20 protein-coding genes and 1 pseudogene are annotated in these 18,379 nt (G+C 37.6%); 15 read left to right on the forward strand and 6 right to left on the reverse strand.

Annotated elements, in window-relative coordinates; translation table 11 throughout:
* Window positions 1-19: 19 nt before the first annotated feature.
* From ACXPAV_RS11750 to clpB, 3 genes are all read right to left on the reverse strand, one after another.
* A complete protein-coding gene (locus ACXPAV_RS11750; RefSeq protein WP_285098222.1) occupies window positions 20-952 on the reverse strand; it encodes a site-specific integrase in 933 nt (310 codons plus the stop codon).
* The gene (locus ACXPAV_RS11755) at window positions 943-1,539 is read right to left on the reverse strand and encodes a restriction endonuclease subunit S (protein WP_458003578.1); all 597 of its coding nucleotides are present in this window, start codon (window positions 1,537-1,539) and stop codon (window positions 943-945) included. Before ACXPAV_RS11755 ends, ACXPAV_RS11750 begins: the two co-directional genes overlap by 10 nt.
* Window positions 1,540-1,853: 314 nt before the next feature.
* Window positions 1,854-4,427, reverse strand: a complete 2,574-nt coding sequence (gene clpB, locus ACXPAV_RS11760) for an ATP-dependent chaperone ClpB (RefSeq protein ID WP_458003579.1) — start codon at window positions 4,425-4,427, stop codon at window positions 1,854-1,856.
* Window positions 4,428-4,614: 187 nt separating this feature from the next.
* Between clpB and ACXPAV_RS11765 the strand changes: the two genes are divergently transcribed.
* From ACXPAV_RS11765 to htpG, 3 genes are all read left to right on the forward strand, one after another.
* On the forward strand, window positions 4,615-5,127 hold the full coding sequence (locus ACXPAV_RS11765) for a SprT family zinc-dependent metalloprotease (RefSeq protein WP_458003580.1): 513 nt from the start codon (window positions 4,615-4,617) through the stop codon (window positions 5,125-5,127).
* 64 nt (window positions 5,128-5,191) lie between these two features.
* Window positions 5,192-5,812 (forward strand): opacity family porin, encoded by a 621-nt coding sequence (locus ACXPAV_RS11770; protein WP_458003581.1) that lies wholly within the window; start codon window positions 5,192-5,194, stop codon window positions 5,810-5,812.
* A 155-nt stretch (window positions 5,813-5,967) separates the two neighbouring features.
* Complete coding sequence (gene htpG, locus ACXPAV_RS11775) at window positions 5,968-7,851, forward strand: molecular chaperone HtpG (RefSeq protein WP_458003582.1); 1,884 nt, start codon at window positions 5,968-5,970, stop codon at window positions 7,849-7,851.
* An 87-nt stretch (window positions 7,852-7,938) separates the two neighbouring features.
* On the opposite strand, the gene radC is transcribed toward htpG, so the two are convergent.
* A complete protein-coding gene (gene radC / locus ACXPAV_RS11780; protein ID WP_458003583.1) occupies window positions 7,939-8,646 on the reverse strand; it encodes a RadC family protein in 708 nt (235 codons plus the stop codon).
* Window positions 8,647-8,804: 158 nt separating this feature from the next.
* Between radC and coaBC the strand changes: the two genes are divergently transcribed.
* Genes coaBC through ACXPAV_RS11810 form a run of 6 tightly spaced genes read left to right on the forward strand, consistent with a single transcriptional unit; the run spans window position 8,805 to window position 12,800 of the window.
* Entirely contained in the window at window positions 8,805-10,034 is a 1,230-nt protein-coding gene (gene coaBC / locus ACXPAV_RS11785; RefSeq protein WP_458003584.1) for a bifunctional phosphopantothenoylcysteine decarboxylase/phosphopantothenate--cysteine ligase CoaBC, read from the forward strand.
* Window positions 10,021-10,473 (forward strand): dUTP diphosphatase, encoded by a 453-nt coding sequence (gene dut, locus ACXPAV_RS11790; RefSeq protein WP_458003585.1) that lies wholly within the window; start codon window positions 10,021-10,023, stop codon window positions 10,471-10,473. Before coaBC ends, dut begins: the two co-directional genes overlap by 14 nt.
* Window positions 10,448-11,077, forward strand: coding sequence for a nucleoid occlusion factor SlmA (slmA, locus tag ACXPAV_RS11795; RefSeq protein WP_039133408.1), 630 nt, complete (start codon window positions 10,448-10,450; stop codon window positions 11,075-11,077). Before dut ends, slmA begins: the two co-directional genes overlap by 26 nt.
* A gap of 2 nt (window positions 11,078-11,079) precedes the next feature.
* Window positions 11,080-11,307 carry a YheU family protein gene (locus tag ACXPAV_RS11800; RefSeq protein WP_039133405.1) on the forward strand — a complete coding sequence of 76 codons (228 nt, stop codon included), beginning with the start codon at window positions 11,080-11,082 and terminating at the stop codon, window positions 11,305-11,307.
* Between the two features lie 60 nt (window positions 11,308-11,367).
* On the forward strand, window positions 11,368-12,024 hold the full coding sequence (crp, locus tag ACXPAV_RS11805) for a cAMP-activated global transcriptional regulator CRP (protein WP_156106928.1): 657 nt from the start codon (window positions 11,368-11,370) through the stop codon (window positions 12,022-12,024).
* Between the two features lie 20 nt (window positions 12,025-12,044).
* Entirely contained in the window at window positions 12,045-12,800 is a 756-nt protein-coding gene (locus tag ACXPAV_RS11810; RefSeq protein ID WP_039133402.1) for a class I SAM-dependent methyltransferase, read from the forward strand.
* Window positions 12,801-12,841: 41 nt separating this feature from the next.
* Here ACXPAV_RS11810 and tsaA read toward each other — a convergent pair whose 3' ends face one another.
* On the reverse strand, window positions 12,842-13,549 hold the full coding sequence (tsaA, locus tag ACXPAV_RS11815; protein WP_458003586.1) for a tRNA (N6-threonylcarbamoyladenosine(37)-N6)-methyltransferase TrmO: 708 nt from the start codon (window positions 13,547-13,549) through the stop codon (window positions 12,842-12,844).
* Between the two features lie 107 nt (window positions 13,550-13,656).
* Between tsaA and ACXPAV_RS11820 the strand changes: the two genes are divergently transcribed.
* The 6 genes and pseudogenes from ACXPAV_RS11820 to ACXPAV_RS11845 all read left to right on the forward strand — a co-directional run bounded on the left by ACXPAV_RS11820 (window position 13,657) and on the right by ACXPAV_RS11845 (window position 16,994).
* Window positions 13,657-14,562, forward strand: a complete 906-nt coding sequence (locus tag ACXPAV_RS11820; RefSeq protein WP_458003587.1) for a 1,4-dihydroxy-2-naphthoate polyprenyltransferase — start codon at window positions 13,657-13,659, stop codon at window positions 14,560-14,562.
* Between the two features lie 31 nt (window positions 14,563-14,593).
* Complete coding sequence (gene rraA / locus ACXPAV_RS11825) at window positions 14,594-15,088, forward strand: ribonuclease E activity regulator RraA (RefSeq protein ID WP_039173454.1); 495 nt, start codon at window positions 14,594-14,596, stop codon at window positions 15,086-15,088.
* Between the two features lie 100 nt (window positions 15,089-15,188).
* Window positions 15,189-15,482 (forward strand): annotated as a pseudogene (locus ACXPAV_RS11830) (helix-turn-helix domain-containing protein); the annotation flags it as partial.
* 17 nt (window positions 15,483-15,499) lie between these two features.
* Window positions 15,500-16,525, forward strand: a complete 1,026-nt coding sequence (locus tag ACXPAV_RS11835; protein WP_458004437.1) for an IS3 family transposase — start codon at window positions 15,500-15,502, stop codon at window positions 16,523-16,525.
* 74 nt (window positions 16,526-16,599) lie between these two features.
* On the forward strand, window positions 16,600-16,758 hold the full coding sequence (locus ACXPAV_RS11840) for a VOC family protein (protein ID WP_458003588.1): 159 nt from the start codon (window positions 16,600-16,602) through the stop codon (window positions 16,756-16,758).
* 29 nt (window positions 16,759-16,787) lie between these two features.
* Window positions 16,788-16,994, forward strand: coding sequence for a hypothetical protein (locus ACXPAV_RS11845; protein WP_458003589.1), 207 nt, complete (start codon window positions 16,788-16,790; stop codon window positions 16,992-16,994).
* A 27-nt stretch (window positions 16,995-17,021) separates the two neighbouring features.
* Here ACXPAV_RS11845 and ACXPAV_RS11850 read toward each other — a convergent pair whose 3' ends face one another.
* Complete coding sequence (locus ACXPAV_RS11850) at window positions 17,022-18,347, reverse strand: hemolysin family protein (RefSeq protein ID WP_458003590.1); 1,326 nt, start codon at window positions 18,345-18,347, stop codon at window positions 17,022-17,024.
* Window positions 18,348-18,379 lie beyond the last annotated feature (32 nt).

Consider the following 18,379-nt stretch of genomic DNA (forward strand, 5'->3'; position numbering starts at 1 on the left):
ATTTTGATTAACTTTGCATTTATCCTATATTTAAACTCGACAGCGATCGCATCACCAAATCCACATCTTTATTTTCCAGCTCGTGAATAATGTGCAGATAGGTTTTTTGTGTGGTAGTGATGCTGGCGTGTCCTAGCCGTCTTGCCACACTGGCGATAGAAACGCCGGCAAAAAGTAGTAGTGAAGCGTGGGTGTGGCGTAATCCGTGTACCGTAATAATCGGAATCGCTGCTTTTTTACAATAACGTGCAATAAGATCATTAATTGTAGAGTTATAAACTTTTTCGTAGTTAGGCAGAAAAATCGGAATATTTTCCGGACAATGGCGAATTAATTGTGCAAATTGAATGATGGTTTGCCAATCCAACTGAACCTTGCGAATGGAAGAGCGATTTTTAGTGGGTAAAAATCCACCTTCATTTTTATAATCCCAAGTTTTATTTATTGTCAGTGTTTGCCGTGCAAAATCAAAATCTTTTGGCGTAACCGCAAGAGCCTCAGAAAAACGTAATCCAGTTTTAGCAATTAACAAAATAAGCCAATCAAAACTGAGTTTTTCATTTAAATTAAGCTGATGGATCAGGGTTTGTAGTTCGTATTGGCTTAAATATTTAGGCTTTTTCTCACGCGGGATTTTACCTTTAATAATCGCCTTACGGGTAGGATCCCGAATAATTAGCCCCTCATCTACAGCATCTAAAATAGCCCCTTTGATTTGATGGTGAAAATCCATCACGGTTTGGCGTTCGTGGTTGTTGGCGTAGTCATTGAGCAGTTGTTGATAGCTAATGCGGTTGAGATCGCACAGCCGTAATTTGGGAGCGAGGCGAATCAACCAAGTGTGGCTCATTTGGTATTTAGCGAGTGTTACGGGGCGGATCGCACCTTCTTTATAAATACTGATCCAACGTTTGAAATAGCGGTGAAAAAGTTCTTGATTAGTTAATTGCATAATGATGTCCTCTCTATTATTGGGTTAAAAGTTATACAACACAATTTAAGAACGCTCTGTTGATGAGTTACATTTTGCAAGAATTTTGTATTATTTTTATTATATTTTTCTAATAACTTACGCTTATGAAGAGTAATCAGCCGATCTAGCTGTCTGAAAAGCGCGCCGATTTTTTGTTGTTCGGGGAGGGAGGGATGAATAATAGGAATTTCTTCAATTTCACCTTTATTGATTTTTTTAGGAAATGCAACGTGTAGCGTTCTTTTCCAAAGTTCTTTTTGAATTAGTTCACTTTCTATTAATGGCTTTAGATATTCAGATAAAACTAATTTAGACTTTAGTAAAGCTAGACTTACATAATAAGCAAGTCTTTGATTTGTATTGACTATATTAATTGTTCCTATATCACCTATTCTTGTCATTAAAACATCACCGCGAGTAGGATATGTTTTAAACTCTCTCTTAAAGTCATCTTCTGATATAAACTTATCAGAAATCATAGTTTCAATATTTTCAACACTTAAAAACATTATCCCTGACTTTTTATAATTAGGTGTTTGGTGTGTTCCATCATAAATTTCCGCCACCGCCCCCAGCTTGCACTTTTTTTAGCATAACAGACTTAATTCAAAAAAATTTCCAACTGCTGGTGTATCTTAACGTATTCAACCAATCGTAAATGATCGAAGTGGTCTTCAGCTTCATATGTTACGAAGATGCTAGCTAGCAACACGCTGGTATTTGCAAATATCAAGACAACTTTGTGGGTGAGTAGGATATAGTGATTTCAGTAAGTGAGTCTGGGCAACTTTGACACGATTCATAGAAAATAAAAGTCCGATCTTTGATCGGACTCAGACCGCTATCTTGCGGATAGCGGTTAAAAGGAGGGATTTATGTATTATTGTTTAGCTTCCATTTTTCCATCAACAAAGTTGATTTCAATAGTCTTATCTGGCAATAGTTCACCTGATAAGATTTGTTGGGCAAGTGGATTTTCTACAAGATTTTGGATTGTCCGTTTTAATGGTCTTGCGCCATATATTGGGTCATAACCAACTTGACCTAAGTAATCTAGTGCCTGTTCACTAAAATGTAATAAATAACCACGTTCTTTCATACGGTTGATTAAACGTTGCAACTGAATTGATGCAATCGCACGAATATTTTCTTTAGCAAGTGGGTGGAATACCACAGTTTCATCAATACGATTAATAAATTCTGGGCGGAAGTGTTGTCCAACCACAGACATTACCAATTCTTTCATTTCGCCATAACTAAGATCACCAGCCTGAGATTGAATTAAATCTGAACCCAAGTTGGAAGTCATAATTACCACAGTGTTGCGAAAATCAACTGTACGACCTTGACCATCAGTTAAACGTCCGTCATCAAGTACCTGCAATAAAATATTGAAGACATCACGGTGTGCTTTTTCCACTTCATCAAGTAAAACGACAGAATATGGACGACGACGAACCGCTTCGGTTAAGTAACCGCCTTCTTCGTAACCAACATATCCTGGAGGTGCACCGACCAAACGAGAAACGGAATGTTTTTCCATAAATTCCGACATATCAATTCTCACCATTGCATCTTCACTGTCGAATAGGAAATTTGCCAATGTTTTACACAATTCGGTTTTACCAACACCGGTAGGCCCTAAGAATAGGAATGAACCAATTGGACGATTTGGATCGGATAATCCAGCACGACTACGACGAATAGCGTTTGCTACTGCCTCAACTGCTTCGTTCTGTCCAATAACGCGTTTATGTAACTCATCTTCCATTCTCAATAATTTTTCTTTTTCACCTTCCATCATTTTAGCAACAGGAATACCGGTCGCACGAGAAAGCACTTCAGCGATTTCTTCATCGGTAACACGATAACGCAATAGACTCATTTCTTTGCCTTCTGCATTTTCAGCCTGTTCTAATTGTTTTTCCAACGCTGGAATGGTGCTGTATTTCAATTCAGACATTTTCGCAATATCACCAGCACGGTATGCCTGTTCCATTTTGGTTTTGGCATTATCTAATTCAGCTTTGATATGTTGTGCGCCGGAAAGTGCAGCTTTTTCGCTCTTCCAAACTTCTTCAAGTTCAGAATACTCTTTCTCTTTTTCTGCCAACTCTTTTTCTAACATTTCGAGGCGTTTACGACTGGCATCGTCTTCTTCTTTTTGTAACGCTTGTTGTTCAAGTTTTAATTGAATAATACGGCGTTCCAATTTATCTAATGGTTGCGGTTTTGAATCGATTTCCATACGAATGCTTGAAGCCGCTTCATCAATTAAGTCAATCGCTTTATCCGGAAGCTGACGATCCGAGATATAACGATGAGAAAGTGTTGCAGCCGCTACAATCGCCGGGTCAGTAATTTGTACGTGGTGGTGAATTTCATAACGTTCTTTCAAACCACGCAAAATTGCAATAGTATCTTCCACGCTTGGTTCATCGACTAATACTTTTTGGAAACGGCGTTCTAATGCTGCATCTTTTTCAATATATTGACGATATTCATCCAATGTTGTTGCACCGACACAGTGTAATTCACCACGTGCTAATGATGGTTTTAACAAGTTGCCAGCATCCATTGCGCCGTCTGTTTTACCAGCACCGACCATAGTGTGAATTTCATCAATAAATAGGATAATTCGACCTTCTTCTTTTGCGATTTCATTTAGTACTGCTTTTAAGCGTTCCTCAAATTCACCACGATATTTTGCACCAGCAATTAATGCTCCCATATCCAAAGAGAGTACACGTTTATGTCGTAATCCTTCAGGTACTTCCCCATTAACGATACGTTGTGCCAATCCTTCAACGATAGCAGTCTTACCAACCCCTGGTTCACCGATTAACACCGGATTGTTTTTGGTACGACGTTGCAACACTTGGATGGTACGGCGGATTTCATCATCACGACCGATAACCGGATCCAATTTACCACTTTCCGCTCTTGCAGTTAAATCAATAGTATATTTTTGTAATGCCTGACGGGTTTCTTCCGCACCAGCATCGTTTACATTCTCTCCACCACGCATTTTATCAATACTCTTTAATAAATTTTGTCGGGTTAAACCACTTTTCTTTAATATATCACTTAGTTTGTCGGAGCTTTCCAAAGCTGCTAATACAAAAAGTTCGGATGAGATAAATTTATCATTGCGTTGCTGTGCAAATTTATCGCATAGATTCAGCATTCTGCTCAATGCAGGAGAAACTTGTACATCACCACCGTTACCAGAAACTTGTGGTAAACGCTCAATCTCTTGGCTAATTGCTTGGCGTAATTGAGCAGCATTAACGCCGGAAGCAGTAAGCAACGGCGCAACGGAACCACCCTCTTGATTCAATAATGCGCTCATTAAATGCACCGGCTCAATATATTGCTGATCTTTGCCTAACACTAAAGATTGTGCTTCAGCCAATGCTTGTTGGAATTTGGTTGTTAATTTTTCAAAATTCATATAATCCTCCTAGACGACGTTTCGTCATTCACGGGTGATAAAATGGGTACGTTTTAAATTGTTTCAAGAGGAAAATAAAAAAATATATGCAAAAAATTGAATATAAAAGAAAGCACATTATTATTGTTGAAAAAGATAGGGGATAGATTAATATCATTCACTTTTTAACAAGAATGAAAAGGTGATAATGGAACAGCAACAAAAACAACAACTTCGACACCTTAATCTTCAAGTAAACCGTAAATTAACACAATGTTTGTTATTGGCTGAAAGCCACTTTAATTGTAGCTTTGTGCGACCGAATATTAGTTATAAATTGCGTGGCGTAAAAGCAGGCGTGGCTTATTTACAGCAGTGGGAAATCCGTTTAAATCCGATTTTATTATTGGAAAATGGCCAACGTTTTATTGAGCAAGTTGTGCCACACGAATTGGCGCATTTATTGGTTTATCAACAATTTGGAAGAGTGAAACCGCACGGTAGGGAGTGGCAGGATGTGATGCAAAATGTGTTTGGTGTACCAGCAGAAACCAGACATCAATTTGAGATAAAAAGTGTTCAGGGGCAAACTTTTCCTTACCAATGTGCTTGTCAAACGCACCATTTGACGGCACGCCGTCATCAAAAAATTCAGCAGCAAGGCATACAATATTTTTGTAAAAAGTGCAAAAAGCAGTTACACTTCGTTACTCTTTCTTAACTGTTATTATTGGTTGTCGTGGCAGTGGAAGAGAGAGCAACTGAAACATCAAATGGAGGCAAAAATGAAAAAATTATTGGTGGTAGCACTGGGTGCGTTAGCATTAGCTTCAACTGCACAAGCAGAGTGGTATGTACAAGGTAATTTGGGTTATTCCAAAATTAAAACATCCGGCTTAGAAGATGGGGAGCTTAATAAAAGTAAAGTGACTCCTAGCGTGGCAGTGGGCTATAAATTGGGGGATATCCGTTTAGCGGTGGATTATACTTACTATGGTAATGTCGATGATCATCGTAGACTTTACGATGAAGATGGATATACCGAGAGTAAGGATGAGTTAAAGATTCGCGGTGTCGGTGTTTCTGCATTATATGATATTGACTTGCAGTCTAATATCAAGCCTTATGTTGGGATTCGTTTATCTAGCAATAAAATTAAAATGAAATCGTCTGATACCGGAGTATATAAACGGAATGATGGCACAATTTTTAATGCATTAGAGAAAGAAAAAGATGTGACAGAAACCTCTACAAAATTCGGTTATGGTGCGTTAGTCGGCGCTTCTTATGATTTAATGCCGAATTTAGCATTGGATGTTGCGGCGGAATATAATATTCTTGGCAAATTTGATGATGTAAAAGTGAAACAATATGGTGTAAAAGCCGGTTTACGCTACACTTTCTAATCTGATTTTTTAATGTCTTTAAATGCGATCTTGATAGATCGCATTTTTTATACCTCCAAACCTTGAAAAATCGGTTTTTATACCTATTTTTTGCCATCGTAAGCAATTTTAATGAAAAGATATTTTTGTCTTTTTTGATTAATGAGGAAAAAAATATGAGTACTAATCAAGAAACGAGAGGTTTTCAATCAGAAGTAAAACAACTTCTGCAATTAATGATCCATTCACTTTATTCCAATAAAGAGATTTTTTTGCGTGAATTAATTTCTAATGCATCGGATGCGGCGGATAAATTACGTTTTAAAGCACTTTCCGCTCCAGAGCTTTATGAAGGTGATGGTGATCTAAAAGTGCGTATCAGCGTGGATGCTGATAAAGGTACGTTAACCATCAGTGATAACGGCATCGGAATGACGCGTGAACAAGCAATTGAACATTTGGGTACAATTGCTAAATCAGGTACAAAAGAGTTTTTATCCGCATTAGGGGCGGAACAAGCGAAAGACAGTCAATTAATTGGACAGTTCGGGGTTGGTTTTTATTCTGCATTTATTGTTGCTGATAAAGTAACCGTGAAAACACGTGCTGCTGGTGAAAGTGCAGACAAAGGTGTACTTTGGGAATCGGCTGGTGAAGGTGAGTTTACAATTGCCGATATTGAGAAGAAGGATCGGGGTACAGAGATTACCTTACATTTGCGTGAAGATGAAAAAGAGTTTTTGAATGAGTGGCGTTTACGCGAAATCATTGGAAAATATTCTGATCATATTGGTTTACCAGTAGAAATTTTAACAAAAGAATATGATGATGAAGGTAAAGAAACAGGTGTTAAATGGGAAAAAATCAATAAAGCCCAAGCACTTTGGACACGTTCAAAATCTGAAATCAGTGATGATGAATATAAAGAATTTTATAAACATTTAAGTCACGATTTTGCTGATCCGATGCTATGGGCACATAATAAAGTTGAGGGAAAACAAGAGTATACTAGTTTGCTTTATTTGCCGGCGAAAGCGCCTTGGGATCTCTTTAATCGTGAACAAAAACACGGCTTGAAACTGTATGTACAACGTGTCTTTATTATGGATGATGCGGAACAGTTTATGCCGAATTATTTGCGGTTTATCAAAGGGTTAATTGATTCCAATGATTTGCCGTTAAATGTATCGCGAGAAATTTTGCAAGATAATAAAGTAACCGCAGCATTGCGTAAAGCATTAACCAAGCGTGCGTTAGGAATGTTGGAAAAATTGGCGAAAGATGAGGATAAAAGCAAATATCAACAGTTTTGGCAAGAATTTGGTTTAGTCTTGAAAGAAGGTCCGGCAGAAGATCCGGCAAATAAAGAAGAGATTGCGAAGTTGTTGCGTTTTGCTTCAACACATAATGATAGCAGTGAACAGACAGTGTCGTTAACTGACTATGTTGCACGAATGAAAGAGGGGCAAAAAGCAATTTATTACATTACGGCTGACAGCTATACCGTAGCGAAAAACAGTCCACACTTGGAGATCTTTAATAAGAAAGGCATTGAAGTGTTGTTGCTTTCCGATCGCATTGATGAATGGATGTTAAGCTATTTAACTGAATTTGATGGTAAACCGCTACAAACCATTACTAAATCAGATTTAGATTTAGGTGATTTAGCAGATAAAGAAGAAAGTAAGCAAAAAGAAGAAGAACAAACTTTTGCTTCTTTTATTGAACGCGTGAAAAAATTGTTAGGAGATCGAGTAAAAGACGTACGTTTAACTCACCGTTTGAGCGAAACACCGGCGATTGTATCGACCGATAATGATCAAATGACAACACAAATGGCGAAATTATTTGCCGCTGCTGGGCAAAAAATGCCGGAAGTGAAATATACATTTGAGCTTAATCCGGAACATCATTTAGTGAAAAAAGTGGCAGATATTGCAGATGAGCAGCAATTTGCTGAGTGGATTGAGTTATTGTTGGATCAAGCTATGTTAGCGGAACGCGGTACGTTGGATAATCCAACCGCATTTATTAAACGTATTAATCATCTTTTAAGCTAAAGATGAGTCATTTATTACCACAAAATCCGGCATTTGCCGGATTTTTTCTTGCTCGGAATGTTGGATTTTGTTCATAGAATGATTCTTTTATCGAAAATCAATTAAGCCTTTTTCACAAAAAGAGAAAACCTGGTTTTTGCCAATAATTAAATGATCCAATACTCTGACATCAATCAGTTTGCACGCCTGTTGGATCTGTTCGGTAACAGCAATATCTTCTTTACTGGGCGTAGTAATGCCAGAAGGATGATTATGAGCCAAAATAATGGCAGCAGCATTATATTTTAAGGCTGATTTAATAATTTCTCGTGGATGTACTTGTGTACTGTTAATGGTTCCTTGGAATAAGGTTTCCTGTTCAATTAAATAATGTTGATTGTCTAGAAAAAGAACCATAAAAAGCTCCCTTTGTTGATTGGATAATTCTGTCTGCATATAAAGTTTGGCAAACTCGATATTATTGAACAGGGGTTGTTGTTTTATTTCTTGTGTCAGATAGCGTTTCGTCATTTCAATACAAGCTTGTAACTGAATGTATTGTGTTATACCTAGCCCTTTGACTTCACAGAAATTTTCTTTTGAAGCAGCTAATAATTCTCGTAGAGATCCGAAATGATGTAGGCTGTTTTCAGCCAATGTCATAACTGAACAGTTTTTAAAACCGGTGCGTAAAAAAATAGCTAATAATTCTTGATCGCTTAATTTATCGGCGCCTTGTTGTAAAAGTTTTTCACGTGGCATTAACCTTGTCATTGCTTGTATCTCATTTATTGCAAATAGTGTTATTTTAATCATTCGTATATTGATAATTGTGACAAGATTCCATTTTTACGATCAGGATCGGAAAATATAAAATTTTTTCAGTGAAAATAGGCGGTGCTTAATTTGGCAGGGTGACAAATATTCAGTAAAATGATGTATCTTTCATTTTGATGTTCTAAGGCGTTCAATTAATGAATTCATCTCTTCAACATAAACGAATTTTACTTGGCATTACCGGAGGTATTGCAGCATATAAAGCTATTGAGTTGATTCGTTTATTGCGTAAACAGGGGGCGGAAGTTCGTGTAGTATTGACCGATGCCGCTACTCATTTTGTTTCTCCACTGACATTACAAGCGATTTCTACTAATCCAGTGTCACATTCATTGTTTGATCCGCAAGCAGAATTAGCGATGGGGCATATTGAACTGGCAAAATGGGCAGATTATGTTGTGATTGCTCCAGCAACGGCGGATTTTATTGCTCGTTTTAATTTGGGGTTAGCAAATGATCTGTTAACAACGCTCTGTTTAGCGACCGCAGTACCAATTGCGATTGCACCTGCAATGAATCAACAGATGTATGCACAAGCAGTTCTTCAACAACATTTGCATAGTTTACGGCAGCGTGGTGTGTTGATTATTGGACCGGACAGTGGTGTGCAGGCGTGTGGCGATGTTGGTGCAGGCAGAATGTCTGAACCACAGGAAATTGTTGAGGTGTTGGCACAGCAGTTTTTCACTGAGCAACCGTTGCAAGGGATCAAAGTGGCGATTACCGCCGGCCCAACTCAAGAGCCGATTGATCCGGTGCGTTATATTTCCAATTATAGTTCTGGGAAAATGGGGTATGCGATTGCTGAAGCTTTTGCCAAACAAGGTGCGGAAGTGACATTAATCAGTGGGCCAGTGAATTTGGCTGCACCGAATGGCGTGAATGTAGTTTGGATAAAAACAGCGGTAGAAATGTGGCAGAAATCAATGCAGGCAGCAGTGTTGAATGATATTTTTATTGGTTGTGCAGCTGTTGCGGATTATCGTGTAGCTGAAATTGCTACGCAAAAAATTAAAAAATCGGGCGAAGAATTGACACTAAAATTGGTGAAAAATCCAGATATTATTGCTGATGTTGGTCATCTTAAACAGCAACGTCCATTTACGGTTGGTTTTGCCGCAGAAACGCAAGATGTTGAAAATTATGCAAAAGATAAATTGGTGCGTAAAAATTTAGATTTAATTTGTGCTAATGATGTTTCAATCGCTGGGCAAGGTTTTAGCAGTGATAATAATGCATTGCAACTTTTCTGGCGACAAGGTAGTTTATCGTTGTCGCTAGCCCATAAAAGCGAATTGGCACAACAGCTAGTACAACATATTATTCAACTTTATCAAGCAGAGAAGAAAAATAATGAAGAAAATTGATGTTAAGATTCTTGATAGCCGTTTGGGCAATGAATTTCCGTTACCGACTTATGCTACTGAAGGATCTGCTGGTCTTGATTTACGAGCTTTGGCTCAAGAAAAAATTGTGTTACAACCTGGTGAAACACAGTTAATTCCGACCGGATTGTCCATTTATATTGGAGATCCAAATTTAGCGGCGGTGATTTTACCTCGTTCCGGATTAGGACATAAGCACGGCATTGTATTGGGGAATTTGGTTGGGTTAATTGACTCAGATTACCAAGGGCCGTTAATGATCTCTGCGTGGAATCGGAGTCAACAACCTTTTACGATAGAAGTTGGAGATCGTATTGCACAGCTTGTGTTTGTGCCTGTTGTACAAGCTGAATTTAACATTGTGACTGATTTTGAGCAGACAGAAAGAGGCAGCGGTGGATTTGGTCATACAGGAAAATAAACCGAAGAAAAAGGTTGAAAAACGTTCTATAGAAGCACGTCGCCAGCAAGTATTAGCGATTGTGACGCATTTACTGCATTCAGATCAAGGAATGGAACGGATTACTACGGCAAAATTAGCAGAAGCGGTTGGTGTATCGGAAGCGGCGTTATATCGTTATTTTCCGAGCAAAACAAAAATTTTTGAAGCATTGATTGAACAGATTGAAACAGTACTGTTACAGAGAATTACACAATCAATGAAAATGCAGACGGATACTAAATTACGAGTACACGATATTTTGCAAATGGTGTTGACCTTTGCTCAGAAAAATCCGGGATTAACTCGGATTTTAACTGGGCATGCATTGATGTTTGAAGATAAATCGTTGCAAATGCGAGTGGCGACTTTTTTTGATCGTTTAGAATTGCAATTAGTTAATGTATTACAAATGCGAAAATTGCGTGAGGGCAGAGGTTTTAAAATGGATGAACGTGCTATTGCCGGTTATTTGGTATTATTATGTGAGGGGCAATTTATGCGTTATGTGCGTTCTAACTTTAGGCATTTGTCAAGTCAGGATTTTGAAACGCAGTGGAAGTTAGTTGAATCGATTTTTGATTAATTATGATTATTCCTTGGCAACAATTAAGTGAAACGGCACTGCATAATATTACGCAGAGTTTTATTTTACGTGAAGGTACGGATTATGGCGCAAGAGAGTTGACGCTAGCAGAAAAAGAAGCTCGTTTGCTAAAACAGATTAAGTCGGGGGAAGTGGTGATTGTTTGGTCTGAACTGCATCAAACGCTTGATTTGAAATTGAAACGGGAATTTTTAACACAGCATAAATGAAATATGCTATAACATTATAATTTTGTCATTTTAGTAATTTGTATAGGTGTTGGTGGCAGTATGGATATGAAAGAAGAAATAGAAGTACAACAAGAAGAAACAACAACGGATCCTACGTTGGAGTGGTTTTTATCACATTGTCATATTCATAAATATCCAGCGAAAAGCACCTTAATTAATGCTGGTGAAAAAGCTGAAACGCTCTATTATTTAATTAAAGGTTCTATTGCGGTTTCAGTAAAAGATGATGAAGGCAAAGAGATGATTTTGTCTTATTTGAGTCAAGGGGATTTTTTTGGTGAGCTTGGACTATTTGAAGATGTAAAAGTGCGTAGTGCGTGGGTTAAAGCGAAAACAACCTGCGAAGTGGCTGAAATTTCTTATAAAAAGTTTCGTCAACTGATTCAGGTTAATCCTGAAATTTTGATGTATTTGACCTCGCAATTAGCACGTCGTTTGCAAAACACTTCAAAGCAGGTGAGTAATTTGGCTTTTCTTGATGTTACTGGTCGTATCGCACAAACATTATTGCATTTAGCGAGAATGCCGGATGCAATGACACATCCGGAAGGGATGCAGATTAAAATTACTCGCCAGGAAATTGGGCAAATGGTTGGTTGTTCTCGTGAAACGGTAGGTAGAATTTTAAAAATGCTGGAAGACCAAGGCTTGATTTCTGCACATGGTAAAACTATTGTTGTTTATGGAACTAGATAAGTTTTATAAGGCGAAAGAAAATGAAAAAAGATGAAATTGGGCATAATTTTTTAGCTCGTTTAGGCAAAACGCGTTTACGTCCGGGTGGTAAAAAAGGGACAGATTGGCTAATTGCAAACGGTGATTTCAATAAAGATAAAAAAGTGTTGGAGGTCGCCTGCAATATGGGGACGACAGCAATAGGTATAGCTGAGCGGTTCGGTTGTCATATTGAAGGTGTGGATTTGGATGAGCAGGCGTTAGCAAAGGCACAGAAGAATATTAGTGAAGCAAAATTGGATGATTTAATTCACGTACAGCGTGCCAATGCAATGAAATTGCCGTTTGCAGATAATTCATTCGATATTGTAATTAATGAAGCAATGTTAACAATGTTGCCGTTAGAAGCAAAACGTAAAGCGGTAACGGAATATTTCCGAGTATTAAAACCGGGTGGTTTTTTATTAACTCACGATGTAATGTTGTTGGAACATAATGAAGAGCAAATTTTAGCAACTTTACGTGAGGTGATTAATATTAGTATCACACCATTAACCAAAGAAGGGTGGAAAGATTTGTTTAAACAGGTAGGTTTCAGTAATGTTGATACCTATTCTGGCGAGATGACATTGTTATCACCTAAAGGAATGCTCTATGACGAAGGTGTACTGGGAACATTAAAACTTGTGCGGAATGCGTTGCGTTCTGAAAATCGAGAAACTTTTAAGAAAATGTTCAGTTTTTTTAATGATCCACAAAACAAAATGCACTTTATTGCAGTTTGTAGTCAAAAATAACAAAGTAATGGGTAGATCAAAATCTCCCCATTTTTATGTAATTATTTTTTATTTAAGTTTAACACTTCAACCAGATTTTTACTTTTCATTCGCCATTGCACATTAATGCCCCAAAGCGTCATTCCATATATCCGTTCGGGAAGTTGTTTGCGTTGATATGCCGGACGTGGATCTTGTTGTAAAACCTCTTGGATTAATGGCAATAGATCGGGGTAAATGACACTAAATACAGTTAATTGCTGTTGAGCTAAAGAAGTAAATTCAACTTGTAATTGGGGAGTTGGCTTTTGTTGGGCAAAGCCAGAATCAGCATCAGGTTGGCTATCAGCATAGGCAATATAAGGCTTAATATCAAAAATCGGTGTGCCATTAACTAAATCAACACTGCCTAAATGTAATAAAATGTGTTGTGCGTGAATCTCAACTCGCTCCAATTTTACTTTGGATAAACCAAGCGAATTTGGGCGATGTGTTGATCGAGAAGCAAAAACACCAATGCGTTCATTACCACCTAAGCGAGGTGGACGTACAGTTGGTGACCATTTATCAGTGGTAATGCGATCAAATTGGAAAATCAACCATAAATGTGAAAATTGCTCAATGCCACGAACAGCTTCCGGCACATTATAAGGAGGAAGTAATTGCAAAATACCTTTACCGTGCGGTGCTAGTTCAGGTTGTCTTGGAACAGAAAATTTTTCACTATAGGGCGTATAAATAGTAGCAATTGGTTGTAAGGTAATACTCATATTTGTGTTATGCCAATAAATAAGTAGTTACAATTAAAGGAATTCAGGTAAAATTACCAACTTGTTTAAGAAATAAGAGATGATTATAAAATAAATTTAGAGAAATAATGGAATCAAATAAATGCAAAATGTGGTTTGAAACCGCAAGACCGAAAACGTTGCCATTGGCAATCGCTTCAATTGTTACTGGATCGGCATTGGCATATTACTATCATCAATTTGATGCTACTATTGCTTTATTGGCATTGATTACTGCAACTTTATTGCAGATTGTGTCCAATTTTGCCAATGATTATGGCGATCATATAAAAGGTTCAGATACCGTAGAACGAATTGGACCATTACGTGGAATTCAACAAGGAGCAATTACATTTTCCCAATTGCGGTTAGGATTAATTCTAGTCACATTTGCCAGTATGATTTCCGGTGTGGCATTGATTGCAGTAGCTTGCCAAACGTGGAATGATGTGTTGGCATTTATAGTGTTGGGTATTTTGGCGATTATTGCTTCCATTACTTATACCGTTGGTAAAAAACCTTATGGTTATATGGGATTAGGTGATGTATCTGTCTTCATCTTCTTTGGATTACTCGGTGTGTGCGGTACTTTTTATTTGCAATCACATCTTTTAAATTGGGCAATGATATTGCCGGCAATGATGTCTGGACTTTTAGCTGTTGCTGTTTTAAATATCAATAACTTACGAGATGTTGAGCAAGATAGAAAATCTGGGAAAAATACCCTAATTGTGAGAATCGGTGCTGTTGCGGGGCGTTATTATCATATTAGTCTGATTTTTTTGGCTGCATTGTTTGCATTGCTGTTTGCACTTTATCATTTTCAACACTGGTATAGTTTTATGTTTATTTTAGTGTTCCCACTATTAGCTAAACACGCTGTTTTTGTGATGAATCATCAAGATGCTCTGCAATTACGTCCAATGCTTGCACAAATGGCTAAATTAGCACTATTATTTAATATTATTTTTAGTTTAGGACTTTGTTTGGGATAATCCCGGTTCATTTTGAAAAAAGGAAAATGCGATGAGAATTGACACATCAGAACTTTGCGATATTTACTTGGATCAAGTTGATGTTGTAGACCCGATTTTTTCTAGCTTTGGAGGCGTTTCAGCTTTTTCAGGAAAAATTACAACCATTAAATGCTTTGAAAGTAATGGTTTAATCGCTGAGATGTTGGAAGAAGAGGGGCAGGGACGAGTGTTATTAATCGATGGTGGTGGTGCGGTACGTCGAGCGTTGATTGATGCTGAATTGGCTCAATTAGCCGCAGATAACGGCTGGGAAGGTATTATTGTTTATGGTGCAGTACGTCAAATTGACCAGTTGGAAAACATCAATATCGGTATTCAGGCATTGGCTCCTATTCCGGTTTCTGCAGATGAGCAGACGAGTGGTGAAGTGGATGTTCCTGTCAACTTTGGTGGTGTTTCTTTCTTACCGGAAGATTTCGTATATGCAGATTTAACCGGCATTATTCTTTCTCCGGAGCAATTAGATCTCTCTGAAGCAGAATAATCCAATTTCGATTTTTATTTTGTCAAAAAAGCCTTATCTATGATCTGCACCCCTAAAGTTGGACTTATTATCCAACAACATACAGAGGTGCAGATTTTTTATGACTAAATATAACCAAACATTTAAACAACAAGTGGTAGATTTCTACTTTCAACACGAGGAAAGCCTTTCTTTAACCTGTCGTACATTTACCGTGTCTAAACGCACATTAAGGCGTTGGATTGCCCAATATCAACATTCAGGTATAAATGGCTTAGCCGTGCTGCATACCAAACGAACCTATACTCCAGAGTTTAAATATCACGTCATACAAACGATTCAAAACAGAGACATGACAGCTGACCAAGCCTGTTTACAGTTTGGAATTGCTAATTCGGGTGCTATTAGCCAATGGTTGAAAAACTTTCAACAATGCGGTATAGAAGGATTACACCCAAAACCCAAAGGACGACCTGCGATGAAAAAAACACGCTATGCCAAAATGCCACCGCCACCGAAAACAGAAGAAGAACGCTTACGCTTAAGAATTCTAGAATTAGAAACGGAGAATGCCTACCTAAAAAAGTGTCAGCAATTAGACCGAGAAAAAATGAGGAAAAAGCCAACGCCGTCCAAGAATTAAGAGCAGACTATCCGTTAGACTTACTGTTACGGTATGCCGATTTAGCCAGAAGTACTTTCTTTTATCATTTACATGGTAAAGATAAGACTAGGGATAACAACGCTTCATTATGTGCCCAAATTCTTGCTATCAAACAACAGAATCCACATTATGGCTATCGCCGAGTCACCAAACAATTAGGCGAGGGGATCAACCATAAACGGGTACAACGATTAATCCAAGTGATGGGATTGCAGGTAAAAGGGAAAAGACAACGTAAATATTATTCTTATCGTGGGGAAGTGGGTAACATCGCCCCGAATCACTTACAACGAGACTTCCACGCCACCGTTCCGCACCAGAAATGGTTGACCGATATTACTGAGTTTAAGGTGAAGGGCGATAAACTCTATTTTTCCCCGATATTGGATTGCTATAACAATGAATTGATTGCTTATCAATGTAGTCGTCATCCAGATGGTAGATTAGTAAAACAGATGGTGTTACAAGCAATTGCTCGGTTAGCTGAGGGGGACTCCCCGATATTACATTCAGACCAAGGTATTCAGTATCAAATGGCAAGTTATCAACAGTTATTAGCTGAGCACAATATTGTGCAGAGTATGTCAAGGAAAGGCAATTGTTTAGATAATGCCGCGATGGAGAGTTTCTTTGGGCGGATGAAAGTGGAATGTTTTTATGGCAAAACTTTCGACAGCATTGAAGAACTTGAATCTGTTATCAAAGAATATGTTCGTTATTACAATGAGGAAAGAATACAATTAAAATTAAATGGACTGAGCCCTGTTCAATACAGAATTCAGTCCTTAAAATAACAGTCTAACTTTTCGGAGTCAGATCATTGGATAGGGCTTTTCTTTAGATTTTAGACTCAATGTAAGGAAAAACTATGCTCAACATAACGCATTTGGATCATTTGGTTTTAACCGTTAAAGATATTGATGTTTCAGTGGCGTTTTATCAAAAATTGGGAATGAAAAAGCAGATATTTTTAGGAGGAAGGGTAGCGTTACAATTTGGACAACAAAAATTAATTTACATCAATTAGGAAAAGAATTTGAGCCAAAGGCTAAGCACGTGCAAGCTGGAAGTGCGGATCTTTGTTTTATTGTATCTGAACCGTTAGAACAAGTGCTGAGTTATTTAAAAGAGCAGAATTTAAGCATCGAAGCTGGTATTGTGGAGCGTACAGGTGCGGTTGGAAAAATTCATTCTGTTTATTTGCGTGATCCTGATGGTAATTTAATTGAGTTGTCAAATTATCAAGAGAATATAGAGAAATAATGCCTACGGAAAGTAGGCATTTTGAGATTATTCGCTAACTTCTTTAATCTTCAATGGTGGATGTGTGATACGAGTTACTAGTAACTGGTCTATTTTATAGTGGTCAATATCGACAACTTCAAATTTAAATCCTTCAAATTCGACTGCATCCGCCGGACGAGGAATTTTTCTTAAACGATACATCATAAATCCAGCGATGGTTTCGTAATTTTCCCATTCAGGAAAATCAATATTAATGGATAAAGCGTGTTTTACATTCTCAATTGGCGTTGATCCTTCAATTAACCACGAGTTTTCATCACGTTTAATGATTTGTTGATCCTGCTCAATAGGAGCAACCCAGTCTCCCATTACCGTCATCATAATATCTGATAATGTAATAACTCCGACGACTAATGCATATTCGTTCATTACTACAGCAAATTTCTCTTTAGTTGCACGGAAACGGTCTAATAGTTCTGATAAAGTTAAGGTATCTGGAATGATCAAAACATTGCGAATAGTTGATTCATTAAGTTGGATCATTGATTGATTATTTAAAATTTTTACCAAAATATCTTTAGTATCGACATAACCAATGACTTGATCAATATTTTCGTTACAAACCAAAAATTTGGAATATGGATAATCAGCAATTTTTTGACGAATACTTTGTTCAGATTCTTTTAAGGTGAAATAGACCACATTTTCTCGAGTGGTCATACTGGACGGCACTGTACGCTCTTCCAACTCAAACACATTTTCAATGAAATGATGTTCCTGCTGTTGTAATACTCCTGCCTGTGCTCTTGCATCTACAACCGCAGAAATATCATCGAAAGTGATGTTATCTTCACGGTTAATATTCATTTTGAAAAGACGAAAAATAGTATTAGCAATAGAATTGATGATCCAAGTAAAAGGCTTACAGATCAGAATAAAAATATTGATTGGGTGAATCAATGTCACTGCAATTTTTTCTGGTGCAATCATTGCCATACGTTTAGGCATTAAATCGGCAAAGATGATAAAGAGAGAAGTTACCAATGAAAATGATAAGGTAAATCCGATTGTTTCCGCCCATTCTCCCTGATAAAACTCTTCAACTAAGCTGACAAAATAGGGGCGAAATGCAGACTCCCCTAAGATACCTCCTAAAATAGCAACCGCATTTAAACCAATTTGTGAGGCGGCAAAAAAATCAGCTGAATTTTCTTGTAAAAACAATACTTTATTTGCTCGTTCATCGCCACTTTCCGCAATAAGCTTTAATTTGATTTTGCGAGCACCGGCAATCGAAATTTCTGAAATGGAAAGAAAACTTGAAGCGGCAATTAAAGCAACAATAACAATAAGATTTTGAAAAATAGTCACAAAACACCTATCAACAGTTAAATATTTACTTA

This window comes from Gallibacterium sp. ZY190522, from assembly GCF_054166015.1.

Coding starts and splice junctions, on each gene's coding strand:
- ACXPAV_RS11810 (WP_039133402.1), top strand. CDS start 12,045: ATGAAAAAAGATGAAATTGGGCATAATTTTTTAGCTCGTTTAGGCAAA.
- radC (WP_458003583.1), bottom strand. CDS start 8,646: ATGATTAAAATAACACTATTTGCAATAAATGAGATACAAGCAATGACA.
- ACXPAV_RS11800 (WP_039133405.1), top strand. CDS start 11,080: ATGATTATTCCTTGGCAACAATTAAGTGAAACGGCACTGCATAATATT.
- ACXPAV_RS11750 (WP_285098222.1), bottom strand. CDS start 952: ATGCAATTAACTAATCAAGAACTTTTTCACCGCTATTTCAAACGTTGG.
- ACXPAV_RS11835 (WP_458004437.1), top strand. CDS start 15,500: ATGCGGTATAGAAGGATTACACCCAAAACCCAAAGGACGACCTGCGAT.
- ACXPAV_RS11765 (WP_458003580.1), top strand. CDS start 4,615: ATGGAACAGCAACAAAAACAACAACTTCGACACCTTAATCTTCAAGTA.
- rraA (WP_039173454.1), top strand. CDS start 14,594: ATGAGAATTGACACATCAGAACTTTGCGATATTTACTTGGATCAAGTT.
- htpG (WP_458003582.1), top strand. CDS start 5,968: ATGAGTACTAATCAAGAAACGAGAGGTTTTCAATCAGAAGTAAAACAA.
- crp (WP_156106928.1), top strand. CDS start 11,368: ATGGATATGAAAGAAGAAATAGAAGTACAACAAGAAGAAACAACAACG.
- clpB (WP_458003579.1), bottom strand. CDS start 4,427: ATGAATTTTGAAAAATTAACAACCAAATTCCAACAAGCATTGGCTGAA.
- ACXPAV_RS11770 (WP_458003581.1), top strand. CDS start 5,192: ATGAAAAAATTATTGGTGGTAGCACTGGGTGCGTTAGCATTAGCTTCA.
- ACXPAV_RS11840 (WP_458003588.1), top strand. CDS start 16,600: ATGCTCAACATAACGCATTTGGATCATTTGGTTTTAACCGTTAAAGAT.
- ACXPAV_RS11820 (WP_458003587.1), top strand. CDS start 13,657: ATGGAATCAAATAAATGCAAAATGTGGTTTGAAACCGCAAGACCGAAA.
- tsaA (WP_458003586.1), bottom strand. CDS start 13,549: ATGAGTATTACCTTACAACCAATTGCTACTATTTATACGCCCTATAGT.
- dut (WP_458003585.1), top strand. CDS start 10,021: ATGAAGAAAATTGATGTTAAGATTCTTGATAGCCGTTTGGGCAATGAA.
- coaBC (WP_458003584.1), top strand. CDS start 8,805: ATGAATTCATCTCTTCAACATAAACGAATTTTACTTGGCATTACCGGA.